At 46.0% G+C, this 24,970-nt stretch carries 23 protein-coding genes; 13 read left to right on the forward strand and 10 right to left on the reverse strand.

What is annotated here, in order from left to right:
• Positions 1-8: 8 nt before the first annotated feature.
• The 9 genes from ACLSSO_RS12675 (at position 9) to ACLSSO_RS12715 (ending at position 10,695) form a co-directional block, all read left to right on the forward strand.
• Entirely contained in the window at positions 9-3,320 is a 3,312-nt protein-coding gene (locus ACLSSO_RS12675) for a hypothetical protein (protein WP_413943027.1), read from the forward strand.
• An 84-nt stretch (positions 3,321-3,404) separates the two neighbouring features.
• On the forward strand, positions 3,405-4,190 hold the full coding sequence (locus ACLSSO_RS12680) for an N-acetylmuramoyl-L-alanine amidase family protein (protein WP_413943028.1): 786 nt from the start codon (positions 3,405-3,407) through the stop codon (positions 4,188-4,190).
• A 25-nt stretch (positions 4,191-4,215) separates the two neighbouring features.
• On the forward strand, positions 4,216-4,947 hold the full coding sequence (gene rph / locus ACLSSO_RS12685; RefSeq protein WP_295905279.1) for a ribonuclease PH: 732 nt from the start codon (positions 4,216-4,218) through the stop codon (positions 4,945-4,947).
• Between the two features lie 2 nt (positions 4,948-4,949).
• Entirely contained in the window at positions 4,950-5,543 is a 594-nt protein-coding gene (gene rdgB / locus ACLSSO_RS12690; protein ID WP_413943029.1) for an RdgB/HAM1 family non-canonical purine NTP pyrophosphatase, read from the forward strand.
• Positions 5,544-5,680: 137 nt separating this feature from the next.
• Positions 5,681-6,625, forward strand: coding sequence for a ribose-phosphate diphosphokinase (locus ACLSSO_RS12695; RefSeq protein WP_295905277.1), 945 nt, complete (start codon positions 5,681-5,683; stop codon positions 6,623-6,625).
• A 111-nt stretch (positions 6,626-6,736) separates the two neighbouring features.
• Positions 6,737-7,387, forward strand: coding sequence for a 50S ribosomal protein L25 (locus ACLSSO_RS12700; RefSeq protein ID WP_295905274.1), 651 nt, complete (start codon positions 6,737-6,739; stop codon positions 7,385-7,387).
• Positions 7,388-7,472: 85 nt separating this feature from the next.
• Positions 7,473-8,036 (forward strand): aminoacyl-tRNA hydrolase, encoded by a 564-nt coding sequence (pth, locus tag ACLSSO_RS12705; protein ID WP_340592369.1) that lies wholly within the window; start codon positions 7,473-7,475, stop codon positions 8,034-8,036.
• Between the two features lie 46 nt (positions 8,037-8,082).
• Positions 8,083-9,183, forward strand: coding sequence for a redox-regulated ATPase YchF (ychF, locus tag ACLSSO_RS12710; protein ID WP_295905270.1), 1,101 nt, complete (start codon positions 8,083-8,085; stop codon positions 9,181-9,183).
• Between the two features lie 45 nt (positions 9,184-9,228).
• The gene (locus ACLSSO_RS12715; RefSeq protein ID WP_413943030.1) at positions 9,229-10,695 is read left to right on the forward strand and encodes an amidase; all 1,467 of its coding nucleotides are present in this window, start codon (positions 9,229-9,231) and stop codon (positions 10,693-10,695) included.
• 22 nt (positions 10,696-10,717) lie between these two features.
• Here ACLSSO_RS12715 and ACLSSO_RS12720 read toward each other — a convergent pair whose 3' ends face one another.
• The 3 genes from ACLSSO_RS12720 to ACLSSO_RS12730 are packed head-to-tail and all read right to left on the reverse strand — an operon-like array spanning position 10,718 to position 14,843.
• The gene (locus ACLSSO_RS12720) at positions 10,718-11,542 is read right to left on the reverse strand and encodes an ABC transporter permease (protein ID WP_413943031.1); all 825 of its coding nucleotides are present in this window, start codon (positions 11,540-11,542) and stop codon (positions 10,718-10,720) included.
• Positions 11,539-12,426 carry an ABC transporter permease gene (locus ACLSSO_RS12725; protein ID WP_413943032.1) on the reverse strand — a complete coding sequence of 296 codons (888 nt, stop codon included), beginning with the start codon at positions 12,424-12,426 and terminating at the stop codon, positions 11,539-11,541. The genes ACLSSO_RS12720 and ACLSSO_RS12725 overlap by 4 nt, the downstream gene beginning before the upstream one ends.
• Before the next feature lie 41 nt (positions 12,427-12,467).
• The gene (locus ACLSSO_RS12730; RefSeq protein WP_413943033.1) at positions 12,468-14,843 is read right to left on the reverse strand and encodes a transglycosylase SLT domain-containing protein; all 2,376 of its coding nucleotides are present in this window, start codon (positions 14,841-14,843) and stop codon (positions 12,468-12,470) included.
• A gap of 46 nt (positions 14,844-14,889) precedes the next feature.
• Here ACLSSO_RS12730 and radA point away from each other — a divergent pair, with 46 nt between their 5' ends.
• Positions 14,890-16,281: a DNA repair protein RadA gene (radA, locus tag ACLSSO_RS12735; RefSeq protein ID WP_295900879.1), complete on the forward strand. Its 1,392-nt coding sequence runs from the start codon at positions 14,890-14,892 to the stop codon at positions 16,279-16,281.
• Positions 16,282-16,679: 398 nt separating this feature from the next.
• Entirely contained in the window at positions 16,680-17,072 is a 393-nt protein-coding gene (locus tag ACLSSO_RS12740; RefSeq protein ID WP_413943034.1) for a Crp/Fnr family transcriptional regulator, read from the forward strand.
• A gap of 561 nt (positions 17,073-17,633) precedes the next feature.
• Here ACLSSO_RS12740 and ACLSSO_RS12745 read toward each other — a convergent pair.
• The 3 genes from ACLSSO_RS12745 to glpK all read right to left on the reverse strand — a co-directional run bounded on the left by ACLSSO_RS12745 (position 17,634) and on the right by glpK (position 20,542).
• Positions 17,634-18,272 carry a beta-sandwich domain-containing protein gene (locus tag ACLSSO_RS12745; protein ID WP_413943035.1) on the reverse strand — a complete coding sequence of 213 codons (639 nt, stop codon included), beginning with the start codon at positions 18,270-18,272 and terminating at the stop codon, positions 17,634-17,636.
• A gap of 74 nt (positions 18,273-18,346) precedes the next feature.
• A complete protein-coding gene (locus ACLSSO_RS12750; protein ID WP_295900869.1) occupies positions 18,347-19,057 on the reverse strand; it encodes a PilZ domain-containing protein in 711 nt (236 codons plus the stop codon).
• On the reverse strand, positions 19,058-20,542 hold the full coding sequence (gene glpK, locus ACLSSO_RS12755) for a glycerol kinase GlpK (protein WP_295900867.1): 1,485 nt from the start codon (positions 20,540-20,542) through the stop codon (positions 19,058-19,060).
• A 36-nt stretch (positions 20,543-20,578) separates the two neighbouring features.
• Here glpK and ACLSSO_RS12760 point away from each other — a divergent pair, with 36 nt between their 5' ends.
• Positions 20,579-21,349, forward strand: coding sequence for a lysophospholipid acyltransferase family protein (locus ACLSSO_RS12760; RefSeq protein ID WP_295900864.1), 771 nt, complete (start codon positions 20,579-20,581; stop codon positions 21,347-21,349).
• Between the two features lie 2 nt (positions 21,350-21,351).
• Here the strand turns inward: ACLSSO_RS12760 and ACLSSO_RS12765 are convergent, their stop codons facing one another.
• The 4 genes from ACLSSO_RS12765 to ACLSSO_RS12780 all read right to left on the reverse strand — a co-directional run bounded on the left by ACLSSO_RS12765 (position 21,352) and on the right by ACLSSO_RS12780 (position 23,819).
• Positions 21,352-21,537 carry a hypothetical protein gene (locus ACLSSO_RS12765; RefSeq protein WP_295900861.1) on the reverse strand — a complete coding sequence of 62 codons (186 nt, stop codon included), beginning with the start codon at positions 21,535-21,537 and terminating at the stop codon, positions 21,352-21,354.
• Positions 21,538-21,549: 12 nt separating this feature from the next.
• The gene (locus ACLSSO_RS12770) at positions 21,550-21,981 is read right to left on the reverse strand and encodes a hypothetical protein (RefSeq protein ID WP_413943036.1); all 432 of its coding nucleotides are present in this window, start codon (positions 21,979-21,981) and stop codon (positions 21,550-21,552) included.
• 100 nt (positions 21,982-22,081) lie between these two features.
• Positions 22,082-23,323 carry an imidazolonepropionase gene (gene hutI, locus ACLSSO_RS12775; RefSeq protein ID WP_413943037.1) on the reverse strand — a complete coding sequence of 414 codons (1,242 nt, stop codon included), beginning with the start codon at positions 23,321-23,323 and terminating at the stop codon, positions 22,082-22,084.
• Between the two features lie 49 nt (positions 23,324-23,372).
• Positions 23,373-23,819 carry an Hsp20/alpha crystallin family protein gene (locus ACLSSO_RS12780; protein ID WP_413943038.1) on the reverse strand — a complete coding sequence of 149 codons (447 nt, stop codon included), beginning with the start codon at positions 23,817-23,819 and terminating at the stop codon, positions 23,373-23,375.
• Positions 23,820-23,941: 122 nt separating this feature from the next.
• On the opposite strand from ACLSSO_RS12780, the gene ACLSSO_RS12785 reads away from it, so the two are divergent.
• Positions 23,942-24,970, forward strand: coding sequence for an NAD(P)-dependent alcohol dehydrogenase (locus tag ACLSSO_RS12785; RefSeq protein ID WP_413943039.1), 1,029 nt, complete (start codon positions 23,942-23,944; stop codon positions 24,968-24,970).

Below are 24,970 nucleotides of genomic sequence, written 5' to 3' on the forward strand. Positions count from 1 at the left end.
AGATGTTCATGGACACACTCAGGAACGTTTTTGTATTTGCGGTGCCCGTAATCTTTTTCTTCGCCTTGCCGGCAAAAGCTTCTCCTTTGAGTTTAAGTTACCAAGGGCGAATATTAAAATCCGACGGCACGCCACTGCAGTTTAATAATGTCAGCTTTCTTTTTGAAATTACTTCCGCAGATGGAAATTGCGTTTTGTATCGCGAGCAAAAAGATGCCGTGAACATGCAAAATTCAAACGGCGTTTTTGACGTTCCCATTGGTTTGGGCACACGTTTGTTCCCTTTGGGACCTGTGTTTTCACTTTCTGATATCTTCGTTAATGGTGTCACTCACTCTTGTGCGGGCAGCGGAACGTGGATTGCTTCTAACTCCGCCGAGCGCCAACTCAAAGTTCAGTTTCATGATGGTTCTGGTTGGAATGTGATCTCTCCGGCCAATATAATTCGTTCAGTTCCCTTTTCTTACACAGCTTATTCTGCGCAGAAAATTGCTGATAAATCTCTAAATGATCTTCTGCTAAAAACGTCGGCTCCCGCGGCGGCTTGTTCAGCAGGCCAAGTCATTACTTGGGATGGAACAAGTTTCACATGCGTCACCGATGCTGGCGGTTCTGGAGTGGTGTCTGATGTGCTAGCAGGAACAGGTGTTGTTGTGACTGGCACAGCAACAAAAACGGTAGGACTCGCAAATACTTCTGTCAGCGCCGGAAGTTATGGTTCTGCCACACAGGTCCCGACATTTTCTGTCGATGCTCAAGGTCGTTTGACATCCGCTTCTTCCGTGACGATTTCAGGAGTCGTTCCGGGAGGAAGTGCTGGCGGAGATCTTTCCGGTTCTTATCCAAATCCCACTGTTAGTAAAATTGCCGGAAAAAATCTGGTGGTCTCTTCTCTGACAGCGGGAAATATTCTTAAATATGACGGAACAGATTGGGTGAACACCATTCCTTCTTCTGCAGATTTATCAGACGCCGGTTCTCTTTTAAAATCTTCGCAAATGCCAGCGACTTGTGCCGTAAATCAAACACTCAGCTTTGTTTCACCAACGGGAACATGGACGTGTTCGACAATTGGATTAAACTGGTCCCAAATCACCAGCGGAAAACCCACGACTCTTTCTGGCTATGGAATCACAGATAAACTTGTTAGCAATGCAGGCGCTGGCGCTACCTCAGATGTCGTGTCACTGCAATCTGGTGCAAACACCTCAAAACCTGCTGCGGGTACTGCAGGCCGAATTTATTTTGCGACAGATACAAAAGAAATTTATCGTGATGATGGCACTTCGTGGATTCGCCTAGCGACAGAGTCAGGAACAAGTACAGCTACGATCAACAGTGTTATTGCCGGAACTGGGTTAAGTGGCGGCGGATCTTCAGGAGCGGTGACACTGAACCTTGCCAATACAGCCGTTACTGCTGGCACTTATGGTTCCGCGACACAAGTAGGAACTTTCACTGTGGATGTTCAAGGTCGGTTGACAGCGGCTTCCAATGTCACGATCTCTGGCGTCGCACCCGCAGGTTCTGCTGGGGGCGATCTTAGCGGGAGTTATCCAAATCCTGTTGTTCAAAAAATTCAAGGGACTGCCGTGTCGTCGTCTTCTCCAGGCGGAGTGGGACAGGTGCTTCGATATCAAACAGGACAATGGACTCCTGCGTTTTTAGGAATTGCCGACATTCGATCTACGATCACGCCTTTTGGTGGTGCTTTTGCGAGTGCATCGTGCTCTGCTTCGGAATCTCTTTATTATCAATCCGCTTCGGATAGTTTTAAATGTCAAAGTATCAACATCGACGCAGCCCAAATCACGAGCGGCGTGATTGATCCCGCTCGTCTGCCAGCGAGTGCGACTTTGTGGCAAGACGACGGCAGTGGAAAAATTTATTACAACACTGGCAATGTCGGTATTGGAACAACCTCCCCCGGATATTTGCTCGATGTGGCCGGGAACGCCAACGCTCAAAAAATCTGTATTGCCGGGGATTGCCGCTCATCATGGCCCGCAGCCGGAAGTGCTTCGACGACACCTCTTGCCACCCGTCTTGAAGCCAGTGATATTGCTGCTGGTGGATATGCGGCGGCAACAGATTTAACTCCCGATTTAAATGCGACAACTCTCAATACCTTGGGAGGAGCCAACCTTGCGGCAAATCGCGTGGATATTCCTTCAGACGGTGTCTATCTTCTTGAAGCTCGTGCGAATTTCTGCCCGCAAACAACCCACTATTCGGCTATAAAACTCTATCAAAATGGAACTCTTATTCAGTTCGCTGTTTCACCCACAGCTGCCGGTTGCCAAACGACGACCTCCACCATAACCAAAAGCTTAACTGTCGGTGATAAAATCACCATGACACTTTTTGATTCACAAAATGGTCCGACAATGGGCATTCAAAGAATTGCTTTGACCGTTATTAAATTGAACTCCGCTGGTACAACAATTTTAGCTGATGCTGATGGCAACACCAAAGTGGAAGTTGAACGTTCTGTGAATGATGACACTCTTCGTTTCGTCACAGCGGGAACAGATCGCGTGACTGTCACAAGCGCAGGCAACGTCGGTATCGGCACAACGACACCGGCTGCGGCATTAGATGTTAACGGCGGCGTGAAGCTGGGAACAACGAGTACGTGTGACGCTTCCGTTGAAGGAACCATGCGCTACAATACGACGAAAAAAGCGATGGAGTTTTGTAACGGCACCGAATGGAATTTAATAAATCCCCCGCAGCCGGTCGTTTTTCATCGCATGATGAATGCAAAATGGATTTGCGATAACGGAACTCACTCATTAACGCCCACCTACACGTCGGACCGATGCACCTACACTGTGGTAACCGACAATCAAAGATTGTTGCAAATTCCTCTTACAACGGCAGGTCAGCTTTCAACGAGTGGAAGTTACCATGTTAAAATTCGCTACCATCAAGCCATGTTGACGGCGGATAATGATATCGCCATCGGACTTGCCGACGGCACCAACGCTGTGATTTTCACTCGCAATGATGCTGCCAATAACACCTTAGGCTCTTGGGCTGTTGCCGCCGACGCCGCTTCTTACAACTTTACGGGCACGGCCTTCGGCAACATTCCGACAACGGGTTCTAATTGGGAAAACCTTAATCTTCATTTCGTGATCAAAAACGGCAGCACTTGGGCCAGCGGGAGCGTTGACGCCAATGTCGAACCCGCTCGAGGGTTTGCAGGTACAGCTTTGAACATGAATAATGCCTTAAAGCTTGTCCTCTGGGGTAATAATGCCGCCGAACAATACGGCATCTATTCTATTGAGGTCACGATCACGCGCGATCAGTAAAAGACCGAGACCTTGGTCTCAGAGCGCTTTTCGCAGGGAGTCTCTAGACTCGACAAGGTTTGCGGGAGTTTCTATTCTAAAAAAATGAATCTTCACTCTCTTAAAAAGCTCGTTCTGGCTTCCGCCCTTTTGTGGTCCGCACCTTCGTGGTCTTTGCATATTATGTTAGATCCAGGACATGGCGGAGTTGATACCGGAGCTGTTCACGGCGCTGCGAGAGAGGCTGATTTAGTTTTAAAAGTCGCGCAACGGCTGAAAGCTCTTTTAGAAAAAGACGAACAGTTCAAAGTGACTTTGACCCGCGCGCAAGATCGCAACATCAGTCTTCCCGCCCGCGTGAAAATGGCTGAAGACGCGAAGGTGGATTTGTTTGTGAGTCTTCATGCAAACGCGGCTTCCGATCAACGCGCCAAAGGTGTTGAGTTCTTTTTTCAAAATAATTTACCGCCAGATGAAGAGAGCTTGTTTTTAGCAAGCCAAGAAAATCAGATGATTCTGAATAGCAAAGAGCTTCACGATATTTCTGGTGGCGACGAACTTTCAAAAAAAGGTGACATTGCAGCGATCGTAGAAGACCTGCACCGTCAAAATCGCATGGCGAGCAGTCTTCGTCTGACACAGACTTTGACACACGTGTGGAATAATGATGCAAACGCGTCGCAAGCCACCATCAAACAAGCTCCGTTTTATGTGATTTCAAAAACAAGTATGCCTTCCGTTTTAATTGAGATTGGTTTCCTCACAAATCCGCGCGAGGCCAAAAAGCTTCTCACGACGGACTATCAAGCAGATCTTGCTCAAAAAATCTACAGCGCTTTGCTCTCGTACAAAGAAAAGATGGACAATCACACGGCAAAAACCTTAAATTAGCCCTTGTCTTTACAAGGAGCTTTCTATGCGCGCTGACGGGCGTCTTTTCGATCAATTACGACAAATTAAAATCACTCCTCACGTCTCTGAATACGCCGAAGGTTCTTGCATCGTTGAATTTGGAAAAACAAAAGTTCTTTGCACGGCGACTTACGAACCAAAAGCACCCCAATGGCTTGCGGGCACAGGTTCTGGCTGGGTGACGGCTGAATACGGCATGCTTCCCCGCTCAACACACACTCGCATTAAACGTGAAAAATCCATGACAGGCGGTCGCACTCAAGAAATCTCAAGATTGATTGGCCGTTCTTTGCGTGCGGCGATTGATTTAAAACTTCTTGGTGAAAGACAAATCATCGTGGACTGTGACGTTTTAAATGCCGACGGTGGCACTCGCACAGCGTCTGTCACGGGCGGCTTTGTTGCTTTGGCTCTTGCTTGTAAAAAATTATCAGACTTAAGTGAAATCAAAAAATTCCCGCTTGTGAATTATGTCTCTGCCATCAGTGTCGGTCTTCACAACGACAACATCTTGCTTGATTTAAACTACGATGAAGATTCTGCGATCGGCACAGACATGAATTTTGTGATGACCGACAAAGGACACTTCGTTGAAGTCCAAGGAACTGCAGAGCACGTGCCTTTCACTCGCGATCAGCTTTTCAAAATGATGGACGTTGCTGAAAAAGGCTGTCGTGAACTTTTCATTCACCAAGCCTCTATCGTAGGCGAAATTTATAGAATTGCCGGGAAGTAAAAATGGAACTTTGGATTGCGACTGGAAACAAAGGAAAATTAGCGGAGTACAAACTTCTTTTGCGTGAGCTTCCGGATTTGAAGGTGTTCTCTCAAGGAGATATTCCGTCGTTCACTCCCCGTCCTGAAGACGGAAAAACTTTTGAAGACAACGCTCGCATTAAAGCGAAAACCTTGCGTGCGGTGAAAAACAACGTGTGGGTTTTAGGTGAAGACTCGGGCCTTGTTGTTGAAGGTCTCAATGGTCTTCCTGGAGTTCACTCGGCTCGTTATGCGGGACCGAAGGCTTCTGACAGTGAAAACGTCGCAAAACTTTTAAAGATGATGGCTTTAAAACCAATGCCTAATCGCAATGCAAAATTCGTTTGTTCAACAGTGGTTTACACTCCGACAGGTGAAGAGTGGGTGTTCACAGGAGAAATGAAGGGCACGATTGCCACTAAGCCAGCAGGTCTTCTTGGCTTTGGTTATGACCCCGTTTTTATCCCGGATGGACAAACTCAGTCGCTGGCAGAATTGGGCCCTGGCCACAAAAATCTGCACTCGCACCGCTCTCAGGCATTGAAAGCGTTCTTAGAGAAGCTCAATAGCCTCTAACTAGCCGAAATCCCCCTGAAAAATATGCAAAGCCGCAGAGTGGAAAATGCGGCTTTTTTCTTTGAAGAGATAGACAAAAACGGCGTCGGTTGCTAGGTTCTTTCAAACGTGCTTTTTACCTCAGGAGACTACGAGTGATGAAGGGCCTAAAAATCTTTACCGCCAATGCCAATCCATCCCTGGCAAAGAAGGTAGCCGAAGCCGCAGGTGTTGAGCTTGGCTACTGTGAAGTAAGCAGCTTTGCTGATGGGGAAATCCAAGTCGAAATTCATGAGAGTGTTCGTGGACAACATGTGTTTGTTGTTCAAAGTACATGTCCTCCCGTGAATCAAAATTACATGGAGCTTTTTGTGATGCTCGATGCTTTGAGAAGAGCATCCGCCGCCTCCATCACCGCCGTCATCCCGTATTACGGGTATGCCCGCCAGGACCGCAAAGTCGCTCCTCGCGCGCCGATCTCTGCCAAATTGATGGCGGATTTGCTGACGACAGCCGGAGCCACTCGCGTGGTGTCCGTGGACCTGCACGCAGCCCAAATCCAAGGTTTCTTCAATGTTCCGGTGGACCACTTGTTTGCGATTCCGACTTTAGCTCGCGCTTGGCGTGAGGCTTACGGTCAGGGCTCCGAATTTGTTGCGGTGAGTCCAGATGCTGGTGGGGTTGAAAGAACCCGTGCCTTTGCCAAACGTATTGAGTCTTCCATGGCGATCATCGATAAGCGCCGTTCTGGCCCTAATGAGGCGAAAGCTTTGCACTTAATTGGGGATGTCACTGGCAAAACGGCCGTTATTGTCGACGATATGATTGATACGGCGGGAACTCTTACACAAGCAGTTGACAGCCTCTTGAAGAATGGGGCAAAAAGGGTGTTCGCCGTTGCAACGCACCCTGTTTTTTCAGGACCCGCGATCAATCGTCTGAAAGAAAGCCCTATTGAAAAAGTATGGGTTACTGACACGATCCCGCTCAGTGAAGCGGCGAAAAACTGTGGAAAAATCGAAGTGGTTTCAGTCGCTCCTGTTTTGGCAGAGGCGATTAAGCGAATCCACGGAAATGATTCCGTTAGTAGCTTGTTTGATTAGGCCGGATGGCCACAGTGCCGAAGCGCCGAACGGCGCGTAGGCTGAAGTAGCTTTTAACCCCAGAAATGGGATTTTATTAACAATCCTCTATTGGACTAGAAGGAAAAAAACATGAAAAACAGAATTGAACTAAATGTTGAGCCACGCGAAATCGGTAAACACAACAGCCGTGCACTTCGCAACTCTCGCAACGTTCCTGCAGTTATCTACGGTGCAGTTGAACCTATCAACGTAGCAGTTGGTGAAAAAGAAATCGTTAAGTACAACACTCGCGCTTACGAGAATGCTCTTTTCACTTTGAAATCTAACGACAAAAAAGCCAACGGTATCGTTGTTCTTGTTAAGTCAGTAGACGTTCACCCACTTTCTCGCCGTCCTCAACACGTTGACTTCTTCGCGTTGGATCTTAAGAAGGCTGTTCGCGTTAACGTTGAAGTTCGTCTTGAAGGTAAACCAATCGGTCTTTCTGAAGGCGGTTTGTTGAACGTAGTTCTTCGTTCCGTTGAGGTTGAAGTATTGCCAACAGATATCCCAGAGTTCTTGACTGCTGATATCTCTAACTTGGGCGTAGGCGATGCTCTTCACGTTTCTGACTTGCAAGTTTCTGGTTCTGTTAAAGTTATCACTGGTGCAGAACAAACTATCGCGGTTGTTAACGCTCAAGAAGAAGAAGTTGTTGCAACTCCTGCTGCCGCTCCAGCTGCTGCTGCCACTCCGGCTGCTGCTCCTGCTGCTGCAAAAGCACCTGCTGCGAAAAAGTAATTCGCTCAGCGCTAATAGCAAAACATCTCAAAGGCAGCTCACCCGAGCTGCCTTTGCTTTTTAACCAGATAGAGGTTTTTGAATTATGTGGTTGATCGTTGGTCTTGGAAATCCTGGTGGAGAATATAAACTCACTCGCCATAACATCGGATTTATGGCTGTCGATTATTTCCTTGAAGGCCTTGGCAATCCGCCTGTGCAAAACAAATTCAAAGCAGAAATCGCGCAAGTGAAATGGAAAGACCATCAACTGATTTTCTGCAAACCTCAGACGTATATGAATCTTTCTGGCGAATCGGTGCAGCCTTTGATGGGATTTTATAAAATTCCGATGGATCATTTGATCGTTATGCACGATGAAATTGATCAGCCCTTTGGTCAGATGAAAATTCAAAAAAATCGCGGTCACGGCGGCCACAATGGAATCAAAAGTATCTCGGGTTTGCTGGGGTCTGCCGACTATATCCGCCTGCGCCTTGGTGTGGGTCGTCCCGTCAATCCGAATATACCAGTTGCTGACCACGTTCTTGGCAAATTCTCGAAGGAAGAATTCGAGAAAATGCCTGATTTCCTCAATCGCGGCCTTGATGCTGTCGAGAGCATTATCCTTGATGGAATTCAAAAAGCTTCGACAAAATTCAATGGTTAGGCTACATTCACACAGTTGTTTTTGATCACTTTTCTAAGGGGCTTTCATGGCTTTACAAGTCGGTATCGTAGGTTTACCAAACGTTGGTAAGAGTACGCTTTTTAATGCACTTACTTCTGCGAAAGCTGAAGCGGCTAACTATCCTTTTTGTACAATTGATCCTAACGTGGGTGTTGTGACTGTTCCAGATCCTCGTATGGATAAGATCACGACTTTTATTAAGCCTCAAAAAGTGATTCCGACGACGATGGAGTTCGTGGATATCGCGGGTATCGTTAAGGGCGCTTCTCAAGGTGAGGGTTTGGGGAACCAATTCCTTTCTCACATCCGTCAAACGGATGCGATTGTTCACGTGGTTCGTTGTTTTGACGATCCAAATATCGTGCACGTTTCTGGTTCCGTAGATCCAATTCGTGACATCGAAGTGATCAATACTGAGCTGCTTTTGGCAGACCTTGATTCTGTTGATAAGAAATATGCGCGCATCGAAAAGATGGCGAAGAACACGACAGACAAGAAATTGAAAATGGAAGCGGAAGTTACTCGCAAAGTGAAAGAAGCTTTGGGTAAAGGCCTTCCTGCTCGTTCTGTGGCTTTGGATGATTTGGAAATGCCGTTCTTGCGTGAAATGCATTTGTTAACTGCTAAGCCTGTTCTTTATGCGATGAACGTTTCTGATACGGACTTTGCGGCTGGCGGTAATGACTGGACAAAAGCAGTTGAAAAACGCGCGGCTGAAGAAAACAACAACACAATCTTGATCTGTTCTGCGATGGAAGCGGAGATTTCTCTTCTTCCGCCTGAAGAGCGTAAAGAGTTCCTTGAGGCGATGAACGCGGAAGAACCAGGTTTGAATCGTTTGATCCGTGAAGCTTACAAACTTTTGGGTCTGCAAACTTACTTTACTGCGGGCGAAAAAGAAGTTCGTGCTTGGACGATCCGTGCGGGAACGAAAGCTCCGCAAGCTGCGGGTGTGATCCATACGGATTTCGAAAAAGGTTTCATCCGTGCTGAGACTTATCACTGCGAAGATTTGTTTTCTTACAAATCTGAACAAGCCGTGAAAGAAGCTGGTAAATATCGCCTTGAAGGAAAAGAGTACATCGTTAAAGATGGAGACATCTTGTTCTTTAGATTCAACGTTTAAAACGTTTCAGGAGAAAGGGAGCTTCGGGCTCCCTTTTTTATTTTTATGAACGAACTACTTAAGATTTCTGCCACTGAAATTGCGGCTCGAGTTGCTAAAAAAGAAGTTTCTCCTAGTGAAGTTCTGGAAATTCATATTGAACGTATTGAACAGGTCAATCCCTCTTTAAATGCCATGGTTGAAGATGATTTTGTTCGTGCCCGAAAATTAGCGCATGAACAAACGGAACTTTTGGCAAAAGACAATTCTTCTTTACCTCCCCTCTTTGGAGTTCCATTCACCGTTAAAGAAATGTTTTCTTATGCGGGCATGAAACGCACCGGTGGCAGTATTCATCACAAAAATGATGTCATGGATTGGGATGCAACTGTTGTCGCACGCATGAAAAAAGCGGGCGCGATTCCTATGGGCACGACGAACGTTCCTGAGTTGGGTTTCTGGTTTGAGTCTTTCAATCCCGTCTATGGTCGCACAAACAATCCTTACAACTTCGGTCGCACGTGTGGTGGCAGCAGTGGTGGTGAAGGAGCTTTGCTAGGTGCGGGAGCGACACCTCTGGGGCTTGGCAGTGACATCGGCGGAAGCATTCGTATGCCGGCGGCTTTTTGTGGTGTGTTTGGACATAAGCCTTCTCGTTATTTATTGCCTTTGACGGGACATTTTCCTTTTTCTCAAAATGATTTTAAAAACATGGTGGGTGGAAAGTATCCTTACACTTCCATGGGGCCGATGACTCGTAAAGCGAGTGATCTTTATACGATGACGAAAATTTTAATGGGTTCTGACGGTATCGATTTAGAGACTGTCAAAAATCCAGTTCTGGGAAAACGCACCCACGAATGGGCTGGCAGAAAGGTTTTGATCTGCCCGTCTCCGGTTTTTCATCGTGCGCGATCAACGGACGATGAAATGGCTCAGGTTGTGCGCAATTGCGGAAAGTTGTTTGAAGAATTGGGCGCGCACGTTGAAGAATTTGATCCGCGTTTTTTCGTGCGCGGAACGGATTTGTGGTTCTCCGCTTTACAATCTTCAAAGGGCAAAAAACTTTATCAAACACTCCGTGGTCCTAATAAAAATCTTTCCATTGGCAAAGAGCTTTTGAAAGTAGCTTTAGGAAGAGGAGATTACACCTTCCCGAATCTTATTGTTTCTTTGGGAGAGATTTTTGATAAAAGCGAAAAAGACTTCACTGAAGATCTGGCTGCTTTACAGAGAATGAAACAAGAGTTGGATGAAAAACTGGGTGAAGATGGAATTCTTTTGATTCCTCCCCACCCGCGTGTGGCACCGAAACACCGTGCACCTCTTTGGTCGCCGTTTGATTTTATCTATGCGGGATTCTTTACGACCACAGGACATCCTGCGACGGTGGCTCCGATGGGTCTGAATTCCGAAGGATTGCCTCTCAGTATTCAAATCGTTTCTCGGCACATGAACGATCATCTGACTTTGTCGTGCGCGGAGTTTTTGGAAACTACTTTTGGCGGCTGGCAACCACCTAAGGATTATTAAAAATATTGAGCAGAGTAAGATTTTAGATCTTGAATTTCGCTTTTAGGAAATCCAGAAGGATGTGAAAACTCCATACGGTTAAGAACAAAACCAACGATGGAAACAAAATCAAATGCGGAAAGCTTGAAAGTGTTTTCCATCCTTCACGAACTAAAATTCCCCAACTCGTGTAAGGCGGATGAATTCCCAGCCCGATAAAACTCATAAAACTTTCATACAAAATATTTGTGGGGATCTGCATCGCCATAAGGATCAACAATGTTCCCAACATATTGGGCAGAATATGGCGAAGCATAATGTGTGTGCTGGTTCCGCCCAAAGCCAGGGCCGCTTCTACATAGGGCTTGCGTTTGATTTCTAAAACCATGCCTCTTGTCACGCGCGCAAGGCTCATCCAATGTGTTGCTGAAATTCCAAGGCAAAGGCTGAGCAGCGCTTTGTAGTAAAGATCTTCTATCGGCAACATCAACTGCATGGTTAAACATAAAATTGAAACCAAGATAAAACTTGGAAGCGCCATAAGAATATCACAAAGACGCATCAGCACGCGGTCTGTGACTCCCTCAAACCAACCTGCCAAAGCACCATAAGTGAATCCAAAAACAAAGGACAATACGGAGCACACCAATCCGACAAGAAGAGAAATTCTTGCACCCAAGAGAACTCTGGAAAAAACGTCACGTCCTAAAGAGTCCGTTCCAAACCAATGCTCGCGCCCTGCTCCGACTAAAATGCTTTCAACATTTTGTTCTAATCCTGTCGCAAATCCCAGGAGGGGGTAAAACACCGTCATAAAAACCAAGAGCACCAGAAAGCTGATGGCAAAAATCACAAATGACTTTTTCATGCTTCCTCTCTTAATCTTGGGTCTACAAATTTTAGAAGCACATCAATAAGTGAATTCACGATAATCAGCAGCGTTCCATAGAACAATGTCAGGCCCATGATCAAGGTATAATCCCGCTCATTGAGAGCAGAAATAAATTCCGTTCCCAGCCCCGGCACTGCAAAGAGCACTTCCACAAGAAAAGAACCTGAAAGCAAAGACACAATCAACGGTCCCACGTAGCTTAGAAAAGGAATCAGGGAATTTTTTAGAACATGATGAATAAGGATCCGCCACGTCCCGACGCCCTTTGCTTTGGCAGTTCGAACATAGTCTTGATGAAAATTTTCATTTAAAGAGTTCTTTAGTAAGCGCACTAATGAAGCCAAAGGTCGCAGACTCAAAGTGAGCAGAGGCAAAATATAATGCGCAGGACTTGAAAGAAACGCCACTGGCAAAAGATTCCAGTAAAATCCGAAAAGGTAAATCAGTAGAGGTCCCCAGAAAAGACTCGGCAAGGATAAAAATGCAATCACGCTTTGGTCGATTGTGTTTTCAATCCAAGAATCGCGATAGCGAATGGCGATGACAGAAATAAAAATAGACCCCGCCAAGATAAACACCAACGACAGTCCATTCAGAGCCAGTGTATTTGCGAGTCCTTGTCCGATGATATCGGCCACGGTGCGCTCAGGTCGCGCCATCGAAACGCCCAAGTCCCCTTTTACAAAGCCTTGGAGATAAGAACCGGCTTGTACAAACCAAGAACGTTCCACTTGCCAGTGCTCGTTGAGTTTTTCTTTTACGAGAGGATTTAAGGCAATGTCGGCATCAAAAGGTCCTCCAGGAAGAACCTTTAGTAAAAAAAACGTAAGCGCCGCAAGGATCACCAGCGACGCTAACATTTCAAATAATTTTTTTAAGACGAACCCGAAAACGTTCTCTCTCAAATGTCATCCCAATTTTCTTTTCCCGCAAGTTCGCTGTTCACTTTCACTGGAACAGCGCCCGCCATGTAAGAGAAAAGATCTTTTTTGTTGCCGTACAATTGTGCGTAAATATAAGAATTCGAAACAACGCGTTTTACGTAGTTGCGAGTCTCCAAGAACGGAATGTGTTCAATGAATTCATCCGTTTCAAGATTTCCAAAACTCACAAGCCAGTTTTTCACACGATGAGGGCCGGCATTGTAACCTGCCGCCACAAGAGGAATCGTGTTTTCAAAGCGATCCATCAAACGTTTCAAATAACGAGAACCGACCTTCACAGAAGTTTCAGGCTGCAAAAGCATCGGTGCTTTAAATTCTTTATCACCCAACAGTGTCGCCACTTTGTGACCTGTGAATGGCATCACTTGCATCAAACCCAACGCTCCGACCGGAGAAATGGCATCACGGCGGTAATTGGTTTCTGCTCTCATAATCCCCCAAACAAGCTCTTGAGGAACTTCAAACTTCTTTGTGTATTTTTCAACAACGTCAGAGTAAGCACGAGGATAAGCGAACTCCCAAAGATAACGAATGCCTTCCAAACCATGAGCAGCCCGTTGTCCGCCAAAGTTGATTTGCGCAATGTAAGAGGAACGGTTGAAGTGTCCTGCCGTATTGTATTCGCCCATCAACGTGCGCAGATATTCTCTGTTCGACGTTTTTCTTTCGATGTCATACAAATCCCAGCGAGCCCATTCGTTTTCACCCAAGATCATCATATCGCGAGCGCGCTCAAAACGTTTCATCAAAACAGGATTTGAGAAAGTTGTTACTTTTTCTCCACCCGCTTCAGTTTCGTCAGAGGCCGCGACATCGACAGATTTCATATCTGGATTGTCGGCAACACCGGCTTCAGCTTCTTCGTCCTCGCCTTTTTCATCATCAGCAGAATATTGAGTGAGGATGAGGTTTTCTTCTGATTCGCCTTCATCACCACGATATTCTTCTTGTGCTGTTGGCATCAAAAACTCACCTGCGGAGAAGCGGGAGATCAAACGCGGTTGTGTCGGCAAAGAAGATTGCGCAAGCTTAGTGGAAGCTTTTGTTTCTTCCATCTTTTTAAGACGCGCTTGTGCGGCGATGGAGTAGTATCCCATAAGAGGATCACGAGACAGGCTTTCCATCATGGATTTCGCCTGATCCACTTTTCCTTGACGGAAAAGACTCATCGCCATCCAGTAGCTCAATCTATCTTGAGGGAAGGATTTCCAACCGCGCTTGTTGCTGCGCTTTTGCGCGTTAAGATTTGAGAAAGCTTTGTAAGCTCCCTGATAATCTCCTTTTAAGTATTTAAGCCAAGCAAGATGCCATTGAGCATCGCGATTCAAACCTGACTTCGGATACACTTTCATAAATTCTTGGAAACGACGAGCAGCTCCATCGTAATCTTGGAACTGGTAGCTTAAGAATGCGGATTGGTACAACGCCTGACGACCCGTTTTTGATTTTGGGCTCATCTTATAAGCAGAGTAGTAAGATCCCACCGCCAATTGCACTTCCCCTGCTCTTGCAGCAGCAGATGCAAACAAAACTAAATAGTCGAAATTTCTTTTATTGGCTTCGTAGTAAGGTTTTAAAATTTCAACGGCTTTGTTCACTTCCCCTTCTTGGAGATAGAATTGCGCTTGAAGTTTGTCGGCAAGATATTTGTCTGTCTTGGCCAACTTCTCTTTCATGATATTGATTTCGCCTTGAGCTTTTTGATCAAGGCCTGACCACAACATGTAACGAACACGCGTGCGGAAATCTTCAGGTGTCACGCGGCAGTCAGAAGGTTTGCCTTCAAATTCGTTAGCAGCAAGATCGACACTCCAGTCTTGAACTTTTGGATATGCCGGATATCTTTCGTAAAGTTTTACAAGCCATTTGCACATCTGTCCGTGACGGTTCATACCTTTTTCAGCCACGGCCAAATTGTAGATCACATCCGGATAGTCTTCCGTGTTGCGAGTTCTCTTTTCAAGTTTCGCGAAGTGAGCACTGGCTTGTTTGAAATTTTTCTTTTCAAGCGCGACTTGTCCTAGAAGGTTGGAAGCCTCGATCGTCATTTTTACGTTCGGAGATAAATCCAAAATCTTTTTAAGCTCTGTTTCGGCTTGATCCAACTTATTTGTCTTCATGAAAGACTGCGCCAAATAAAAGCGCGCGTATTCTTCCAGATTTGTTTTATCTTTCAGAATTCCTTCAAATCCGGGAATAGCTTCGTCATATTTCGCCGCACGAAATTGCTCGAGAGCCTTTTTAAAAGAATCTAGATCGTTCTTAGGTGTTTGTGCCCCAGCCATGGAGCTAAAAAGTAAAGAAATCACGATGCACTTCAGTGCGTTCTTCATATGTACAGTCCTTGTATCTCTCATCCAATAATGATACCGAATATCTATGGCAAAATCGAAAACTAAAACGATCTATACCTGTCAAAATTGTGGAGCCCAACGACCAAGGTGGGAAGGGAAATGCTCTGACTGCGGCGCGTGGAACTCTTTCGTCGAGGAATTGCAGATGCCCGAGGTTAAAACTCGAGGATGGTCTACCGGCACTCCTGAGAAGGGCGCAGCAGCGTCTAAACCTGTTTCCCTAGACCAAAGCCTTGAAGAAGTGAAACTGGATCGTTTTGATACAAGTTTCGAAGAACTCAACCGCGTTTTAGGCGGCGGCTTGGCGCGCGGAAGTTTCGTGTTACTCGGCGGATCTCCCGGAATCGGTAAGTCGACTTTGCTTTTGCAAATGGCTGGTGGCCTTGCGGAAAACAAACACAAAGTTTTGTACATCTCCGGTGAGGAAAGCGTTTCGCAAACAGGCTCGCGTGCTCATCGTTTGGGCATTCGCTCCCCGCTGATCGAGATCGGTTGCGAGAGTAATCTTCATAGCATTATGGAACTCGCACGTTTTAAAAAGCCAGAGATCTTGGTTGTCGATTCTATTCAGACAATGTTCTTGCCAGATTTACAAGCAGCTCCGGGCTCGGTTTCCCAAGTTCGTGAATGCGCAGGGCATTTGATGGGACTTGCAAAACAAGAAGGCATCACTGTAATTCTGATTGGTCACGTCACCAAAGATGGCAACATCGCAGGTCCCAAAGTTTTGGAACATATGGTGGACTGTGTTTTGTCTTTTGACGGAGACGCTTCTTACAACTTCCGTTTATTGCGCGCTCTAAAAAATCGTTTTGGCGCCGCTCATGAATTGGGAGTTTTCCAAATGAACTCCAAGGGTCTTGAAGAAGTTTCGAATCCTTCTGAATTGTTCTTGGAAGAGCGCGGAGATCAATTGATCGGCTCTGCGGTGTTTGCATCGATGGAAGGCACAAGACCGCTTCTATGTGAAGTGCAAGCATTGACTCTTTCAAGTCCGATGGCAATGCCACGAAGAACGGCGCTGGGAATTGACGTGAACCGTTTGCATTTATTAACAGCGGTTTTAGATCGTCACTTGGATGTGCGCTTGGGTACGAATGACATTTTCATCAACGTCGTTGGTGGATTGAAATTGATAGAACCCGCTGCGGACTTGGCGGTTGCCGCTGCCATCTTATCGACACAAAGAAATCACGATCTCGATGCGAAGACATGTTTCTTCGGCGAAATCGGCTTGACCGGCGAAGTGCGCGGAGTCTCTTTTGTAGAAAACCGAATTCGCGAAGGTGATAAACTCGGTTTCCAACACTTTGTGATTCCATATTCGAACAAGCGACACCTTGCTGAAATCAAACTTTCGAAAGATAAGAAGATTTCGTTCATTAAAAATGTTCAGGATCTAAGTAAAATTATTTAATAAAAAAACCAGGTATTAAAAATGCAAAAGCGAATCAGGCCCTCGCCAGATTCGCTTTTGGTGGATCTCCTGTCCGAATCAACAGGAGGTGTCCGATGCGTAAAAGTCACTACTTACGTATTCGACGCGTTTTAAAGATTACTAAAGGTCTTTTGATCATCGTCTTGTTAATCTTGACGATGGTCGCAAAGTTCAAAGCTCTTTAACTCAAACCTCCAACAAGTAACAAAACAGCCCAAGGACCAGTGACTGGGAAACGGTCTGTTCGCCCGGCACGAGTGAAACACGGATGAGTCTGGCGAGGGCGCTATAAGCCCCTTCAACTGAAATTTCATTGGCTCTCGACATAAATCTACGCATAATTAAAAGAACGACTCACATACAAAAAGGATTTTGTTATGTCGGACGCATTGAGCGCTATTCAAAAAGAAACCTACAAACCAGGAGATTACGTCTTCTTCGAAGGCGACATCGAAAATCATTTCTACATCGTTGAATCCGGCGTCGTAAATATCTTCACAAAAGACAATATGGGAAAACGAATCCCGATCACCGATATCGTCGACGGAGAATCCTTCGGCGAATTTGCCTTGATATCAAACAGCCCTCGCTCTGCTTCAGCACAAGCCGTAACGGACGTCGTTCTAGTCAAAGTATCCGAAGACGGCTTCAAACAACTCATGTCAGATCTCCCAACCTGGGCCGAATGCATGCTGAAGTCTTTCGTAGACCGCTTACAAAACATGACAGAAAAAATCCGCGAACTAGAACAAGAAAAAAACCGCGGCTAAAAAGTGGAAAAGCCCCAGTTTAAGTTCGACGAAAACCTACGCAGCATCCCCGAAGATCCGGAATATCTGAAACTCTACATTCAAAATATGGAATCATCACTCAGGAAAAAATCTTTTCGACCAGCATCTTTACAAAGACGCTCTTGCCCAATTCGAAGAAGCCCTCACCATCCGAAAAACAATGAACGCCCCTCAGGATCAAATAGAATCCACCGAACTAGCAATTCAAAGAACCAAACAGCTTTTAAAAATCTAATTCATTTCCAAAATTGATTTTATTTATCTTTGCATCGAAGCAAGGACGTCGTGGATTCCGAAGGTGGATTGCCTTGAATATCTGTCCGAAGAGAGGCCTTTGCCGGCGCCACGATGGCGCGAACTACGGCGAAGCCGTAGCGGCAACTGAGCCCGGAAGGCGTGCCGACCGAAGCGACAGAGACAGGCAAAGGGCTCTAAGCAAAATCCCTCCTCGAGCGCCGTTCATGGCGAGAAAAAGAAAAGGCTCCTTTTTGGGGAAGGAGCCTTAGAGTTCAAAAAAGTTTGGGGGGCCTTTTTGAATTTTTAGTAACGACTTGGATAGATGGAAGGAGTTCCATCGTTGGAGATGACACTGATGCTGAGATCAGCATAATCGCCCATGGATTCTGCACGAATATCAATAGCCACAATACGCTCACCCGCAGTGATGTATTCCGAAGTCAAAGTACGACCGGAATAAATAACACCTGAATAAGACAAATTGCTGATCATAATACGACGACCGCTTTGTGTGATCGCATAAGCTTCATGAATTTGCAAAGCAGCTCTGTAAAGATTCACACGAACATAGTCTACGTAAGAAGCGTAGTTAAAGCTCACGCGCAACCACTCTCCACCGGATCTTCTTGTGACGCCATAGAACTGAACGCTGGATTCACCATAGTTGTCGCGTGGGTAATCCGGATAATTTGGATAATCAGGATATGGACGCGGAGGATTGGGATCATGGCGTGGTGGGTTGTAAGGAGGACGGTAGCCACCATGGCGGCCATCACGTTCGTCACGGCAATTATAGCGACGATAGTCACACTCATCGCGACGGTCATCTCTGCGGTCCTCACGACGATCTCCCGGACGAGGATCAGGGCGAACTTGTGCAAACGCAGGTGCTTGGAAAATTGTCGCAGCAACTAAAATGCAAGAAAGAATCGGTAGTTTCATAAAGACTCCTTTTTAAACGGGCAAAGGTCTTTATCCAAGATTCGTGCCGGACAAAGTGACACCGAATGGGCTCACTATTTCCTTTGAGGATACTTAAGGAAGATTTCTCTTTGAAGGTCCATCATCAAACTCAGCAAACGGCTCTCCATCAGGTTATCAATTCCCATGAATTGCACGCCGGCAATCTGCTTCGTAATGCCATTTTCTTCCTTGCTTTGCGCAAAACGAACGTCGACAACAAACTCCATGGGACGTCTTACACCCAAGCGCAGTGTGCCTTTGACATGATCGCCTATTTTAAGTTTAGGATCAGCGCCTACAAGTTCCATTTTAAATCCACCAGCGCTGACATCTTTCACACGACATTCTAGAAAATAGCTTCGTCCGCCGTGGCTGCTAAGAATAAATACAGCCTCATACTTTGCAGGAATATCAATACGGGCGTTGGCTCTGCGTTGGAGCTGAAAAAGATCCGTGTCGATTTTTAAAACCGCCCAGCCCGCTTCAAAATAAAGTTCTGTCTGAATAAAATAGCGTTCTGACTTAAAGGCGAAGTTCACGATCACTTTTTGGGCGGTCGTAATGCTCTTTGAATCCGCCGTATGATGACAAAGAAGAGCTTCATCTTTTTCTGTTTGCACGGCAATCAAGTGAAAGACGTCCTCTTGCAAAGCTCCTTTTACGGAGATTTGCATTTTGTCGCTGGCGATTTCGCGAAAGAGCATTTTCTTTTCAGAAAGTGCAACTTTTTTAAAAATCAATTGCCCTTGTTCTTGGCCGTTCATCTACACTCTCTCCAAAGCCCTTTGCCAACGAACCATACGCGCTTTGCGATCTTTCATGGACATTTTTACTTTAAACTCTTTATTCACTTTCCAAACACGTTTGATTTCTTTGAGATCCTTCCAAAAACCACAGCCCAGTCCCGCCATAAAAGCCGCACCCAGTGCTGTTGTTTCTAAGTTGTTTGGACGGATGACGTTCACTCCACAATAGTCGGCTTGCATTTGCATTAAAAGATCGTTCGCGGCGGCCCCACCGTCGACCCGAACGCCTTTTAATTTTTTGCCCAAATCTTTTTGCATCGTCACGAGGATATCAACGTTCTGTAAAGCCATAGCTTCTAAAGTCGCTCTTGCGATGTGCGCTTTTGTTGAACCGCGCGTAAGACCGCAAATCAGACCACGTGCCTCCGGCTTCCAGTGAGGAGCTCCTAGTCCCGTCAGTGCCGGAACAAACTCAACTCCGTCGGTGCTCTCGACCGTTTTCGCAAGAGCTTCGACTTCCGAAGATTGTTGAATAAGTCCCAAACCATCGCGCAACCACTGAACAGCGGCGCCACACACGAAGGCTCCGCCTTCAAGAGCGTAAGTGAGTTCTTCATTTTTCAACTTCCACGCAATTGTCGTGAGAAGTTTATTTTTAGATTTCACCGCTTTTTTGCCGGTGTTGAGTAAAAGAAAACTGCCTGTTCCAAAGGTGCACTTCGATTCACCGACATCGTAACAAGCCTGACCGAACAAAGCGGCCTGCTGATCGCCGACAATACCCGTGATAGGAATTCCATCGGGCATAAAACCCAAGCCTTGGGTGCGACCGAAATCGGCGTTGGAAGGACAGATCTCTGGCACAATTCCTTCTGGAACATTGAAAAGTTTTAAAAGTTCTTCATCCCACCAACCGGTGTGAATATTCATCAGCATCGTGCGCGAAGCATTGCTGACATCGGTTTTGTGAGATTGACCGCCTGTCAATTTCCAAAGCAAGAACGTGTCCACGGTTCCCGCGAGTATTTCTTCATTGCGAGCCTTTTGAAGCGCACCCGGAACATTTTTTAAGATCCATTGAATTTTAGTCGCCGAAAAATACGGGTCCAAAACAAGTCCCGTTTTTGCCGTGATCATTTTCTCTTTTTTATTTTTCTTTAATCTCTCGCAGATCTCTTGCGTGCGACGGCATTGCCATACAATCGCGTTGTAAATCGCTTTGCCTGATTTACGGTCCCAAAGCATCACCGTCTCTCGTTGGTTGGTGATTCCAATGGCGCGAATTTGGGAGCCTTTTATTCCCGCTTTTTCCATCGCCAGACGCATTGAACGCTGTGTGGAATACCAGATGTCTTCCGGATCATGCTCGACCCACCCCGGCTTAGGGAAAATCTGTTTGAAGGCCTCACGCGCTTCGGCGACAAGACCTCCGGCTTGATTGATAATGCAAGTCCTAGAGCTGGTTGTACCTTGGTCAATAGCCATGATAAAAGAAGAAGACATAAACACTCCGCCGTCGATGGATGACTAAGTAACATCATGAAGAATTTCCTGCAGAAACCCAACGAAAAAATATTTGGTCTTCGGAACCTTGACCGAGACACTCTGATTTTTCGTGTTCTGCCCCGCTTCTTACTTGAAATTCTGCGCAAATATTTCCGCATGGAGATCGAGGGCGTTGAGAACATTCCGCGCCGCGGAGCTGTCATCATTGCTCCCAATCACTCAGGCTATTCTGGTTTTGATGCGTTTTTATTGGGACACATCGTGCAGCAAGAAGCCAAGCGTGTCCCTCGCGTTTTAACTCACCACTTTTGGTTTTTGACGGAGACCACGGCGATCCCCGCGCAAAAAATGGGATTCACCGAGGCGACTTATGAAAACGGCCTGAACGCTCTTAAAAAAGGAAATGCGATTGTGCTATTTCCCGAGGGCGAGCAAGGAAATTTCAAACCGACGTCGGAACGTTATCAGTTGCAAGAGTTTAAACGCGGCTTTGTGCGCATGGCTCTTGAAACGCAATCGCCGATTGTTCCTGTGGTGATCTTGGGCGCGGAAGAAACGCATATCAACTTAAAGAAACTGAAGTTCACAAAGTTTTTAAAAGGTTCGGTGATCCCGCTCCCTTTGAATGTCATTCCTTTGCCAGCAAAATGGCGCATTCGTTTTTTAGAGCCTATCTATCTTCCCTACAAAGCCTCCGCGATTGATGACGCCGAGTTGGTTCATGAAATCGCGCAAGACATTCAAGAAAGAATGCAGGCCGCAGTCAAAGAAGAGCTGCACAAACGCGGAAATCCTTTTTTATAAAATTATTTATGTCTGTCGGGAACGTCGTCACCGATGGTCTTCAAAATCGAGTGCCATTTAGACACAAGGATGCCAGGGTTGTCAGCATTACGACTGACTAGGCGGCTTGTTAAAAGCGCCGCGATCCCCACTGCGATAACGAGGAGGAGAACATACTCCACCACGATTTGACCTCGGTTATTCTTCATGAAGCTAGTATATCACAGTTCCGCAAGAGCGGAAGTCGCCTCAAGAGAGGCTGGACGCCAGTTTTCCATTGTGAGACGGAGAGTCTCTATCAAAAGATCCAGGTTTTCATCTTCAATAGGACCACGAAGCCCAATAACAACGTCCTCATGCCACTTTTCCACTTCAAGGGCACTTGGAGTCTTTTCAGCTCCTTCAAAAGAAAGAAGGAAGCTATCTGCCGTCGGATAAATCATCACAAGGATGTTCGCACCCGAAGCTTTTGAGATTTCCTTGGCTTTGACCATCTCTGCACTCAACTTTTGTTGAATCAAGAAATAGATCTTTAAAGCCAGAGCCTCATGAAACTGAGCAAAATAAATGCGCACGGGACCATCAAAGATGGCACTGTTAAACGCAGGATTAAAATACTTCGACTGCATTAAAGTGGTATATGACGATCTCATGTTGCTATTTCCCCTCCACTAGCACAGCTCAAGACTAGGAAGAAAGTAGGTGCTTTTTCAAAGGAAATTTTAAGATTCTTAAATTTTCTGACGCAGCAAATTATTTTAAGCTGCCAAAAATCTTCTTTCCTCTCGAAAAAACAACCTTATCCACCCTCTCCCCAACACTGTAGAACAAGGTCTGCCAATCTTTCTCCATGCATAAAATATCAGCAGACTTCCCGACTTCCAAAGACCCCACATCTTGCTGCAAATTCAAAGCGTGAGCGGCTCCCACGGTGTAGGCACCAATCACTTCAGGCAGACTCATTTTCATTTCTAAGCGTGCGAGCAAGCCGACCAAATTCAAATCCTGCGTCGGAGAACTTCCCGGATTGAAGTCCGTCGCCAGAGCCACCCGAGCTCCGGCATCAATCATTTCTCGGGCCGGTGGATATTTTGTTTTCATATATAGATCGGCCGCAGGCAAAAGCACGCAGGTCGTTTCTGATTTCGCAAGATTTTGAATTTCTTTATCCGTGACCTGCAGCAAGTGATCACCGGATAAAGCGCCGATACGAACAGCCACATCACTGCCACCACTTAATGACAACTGATCGGCATGAACTAAAACTTCAAAGCCAAGTTCTTGGGCGCGACGTAAATATTTTTCGGAAGCCTCGGGTGGGAAAAATCCTTTTTCAATAAAGACATCCACGCGACGAGCGAGTTTTTTCTTTTTCACAACAGGAAGGATTTCTTGCGCCAAAAACGCCAAGTAATCTTCGTAAGACTTAAATTCAGGAGGCAAAGCATGCGCTCCTAAAAAAGTACTCACGGTTCTGAGACCCTGCACTTTTTGTGCAGCTTGCAACATCTTAAGTTCATCTTTGAGATTGAGTGCATATCCCGATTTGATTTCCAGAGTCGTTACCCCCTGAGAAATAAAATGGTTCGCACGTTCTTGGCCCGCTTGTGCGAGATTCGCCAAAGAAGCTCCGCGAGTTTTCTTCATTGTCGAAAGAATACCGCCACCACGAGCTGCGATTTCCTGGTAACTGACACCTTGATTGCGCATTTCAAATTCCGCTGCTCTGTCGCCAGCAAAAATCAAATGCGTGTGACATTCAACGAAACCGGGAAGAACCGTCTTCCCCTTCATGTTGATTTCTTGATGTTTCTTTTTGGCAAATTCTTTGGGAAGTTTTTTATCGGTCCCCACCCAAACAATACGCTCTTTTTCAAAGAGAATCGAAGCTTGCTTTAAGATACCAAGATCCTCTTCACGAATGCGACAGCCTTGTTTTTGAGCCGCGCCTTGAAGAGTTAAAAGAGTCGAAATATTTTTTAAAAGAATTCCCATGGCTTTATTCAAACATATAAGTTCCATGGATCAAGTAAAAACAAAGTCCCTACGAAATCTTGATGCTATGACTGAGTGTTTCTTGCACTTTGGGAATCGTTATTTGCAAAACACCATTCTCAAAACGGGCGTGAATCTTATCTGAGACGACTTGAGATGGCAGGGCAAAACTTCGTGAGAATTTTCCGTAATATCTTTCGCTGTATTTGCTTTCGCCTTTGGTTTCGCGAAGGCGTTCACCAGATATTGTCACCATGTCGCCGTGAAGCTCGACATTGATATCTTGTTTTTTCATTCCAGGAAGGTCCACTTTCACTAAGAACGACTTTTCCAACTCTTCGAAATCAAGGGATGGCGTAAAGTCTGTTTCGGACTCCGTCAAAGCTCCCGGCGAAAGCTGCCGATCAAACTCATTAATAAATTCTTCGAATTGAGTAGCAAGATCTCGGTTAAAGAAACGCTCCCGACTCCACGGCGTAAGCAAACGCATCGGCATGCAAGACCTCTCTTATATATAGCGCCATTATTTCCCTCTGAAAAAGTCGGTCAATATGTATCACAACACTTGATCTTGCGAAGATCGCCACTCAGCTTAAACTTTTCTTATAGGAGGTTTTTATGAAAGCCGTCCGCTTTGTCGGCGTGGGAAAACCCGCCGAAGTCGTTGATATTCCAAAGCCAGAACCAAAAGCCGGAGAAGTTCTTGTCAAAATCGGTGGCGCTGGAGTTTGCCATTCGGATCTTCACGTTCTTCACCGTGGTATCGGCATTGATCGGCCTTTCACTTTAGGTCATGAAAATGCAGGATGGGTGGAAGCTCTTGGAAGTGGCGTTAAAAACTGGAAAGAAGGAGACGCTGTCGCTGTCTATGGCCCCTGGGGCTGCGGATACTGTCACGCTTGCACGCAGTCTTTTGAAAATTACTGCGAAAATTGGAAACCGGGAAAAGCCTACGGCGGCGGCCTTGGAACTGACGGAGGAATGGCGGAGTATATGATTGTTCCCTCCGAAAGACTTTTGGTTTCTCTTGGGAAATTAAATCCAAAAGATGCAGCTCCTTTGAGCGATGCGGCTTTAACTCCTTATCATGCCATTAAAAGAGCGTTGCCTCTTTTAACTCCGGAAACAACCGTTGTTGTTTTAGGAGTTGGAGGCTTGGGTCATATGGCCGTGCAACTTTTAAAATGTCTTTCGAGTGCCCGTCTTGTTGCTGGCGATGTCGATGAAGCTAAATTAACGATGGCCAAAAAATTAGGTGCGGATCTTACAGTGAATACAAAAAATCCCGACGCTGCTGAGAAGATCAATCAGTTCACCGGCCCCCGTAAAGCGACGTTCGTCCTTGATTGTGTCGGCGTTCAGCCGACCGTGACGTTAGCTACACAAATTGTGGGTATGAACAGTCAACTTACTGTCGCAGGTCTTGGGGGTGGTAAAATCATCATGGATGGCAGCGAGGTGCCTTTTGGTTGTATGGTAAGCACACCTTATTGGGGTTCCCGTGCAGAACTGATTGAAGTTTTGGCGTTAGCAGAGTCTGGAAAAATTCATGCAGAGGTGACGCATTACAAGCTTGAAGACACACCTTCTGTCTATCACAAACTTGATGAAGGGATGATCCGCGGACGCGCGGTGATTGTACCGTAA

It is taken from the genome of Bdellovibrio sp. HCB-162 (assembly GCF_047344985.1).
Classification (GTDB): Bacteria; Bdellovibrionota; Bdellovibrionia; order Bdellovibrionales; family Bdellovibrionaceae; genus Bdellovibrio.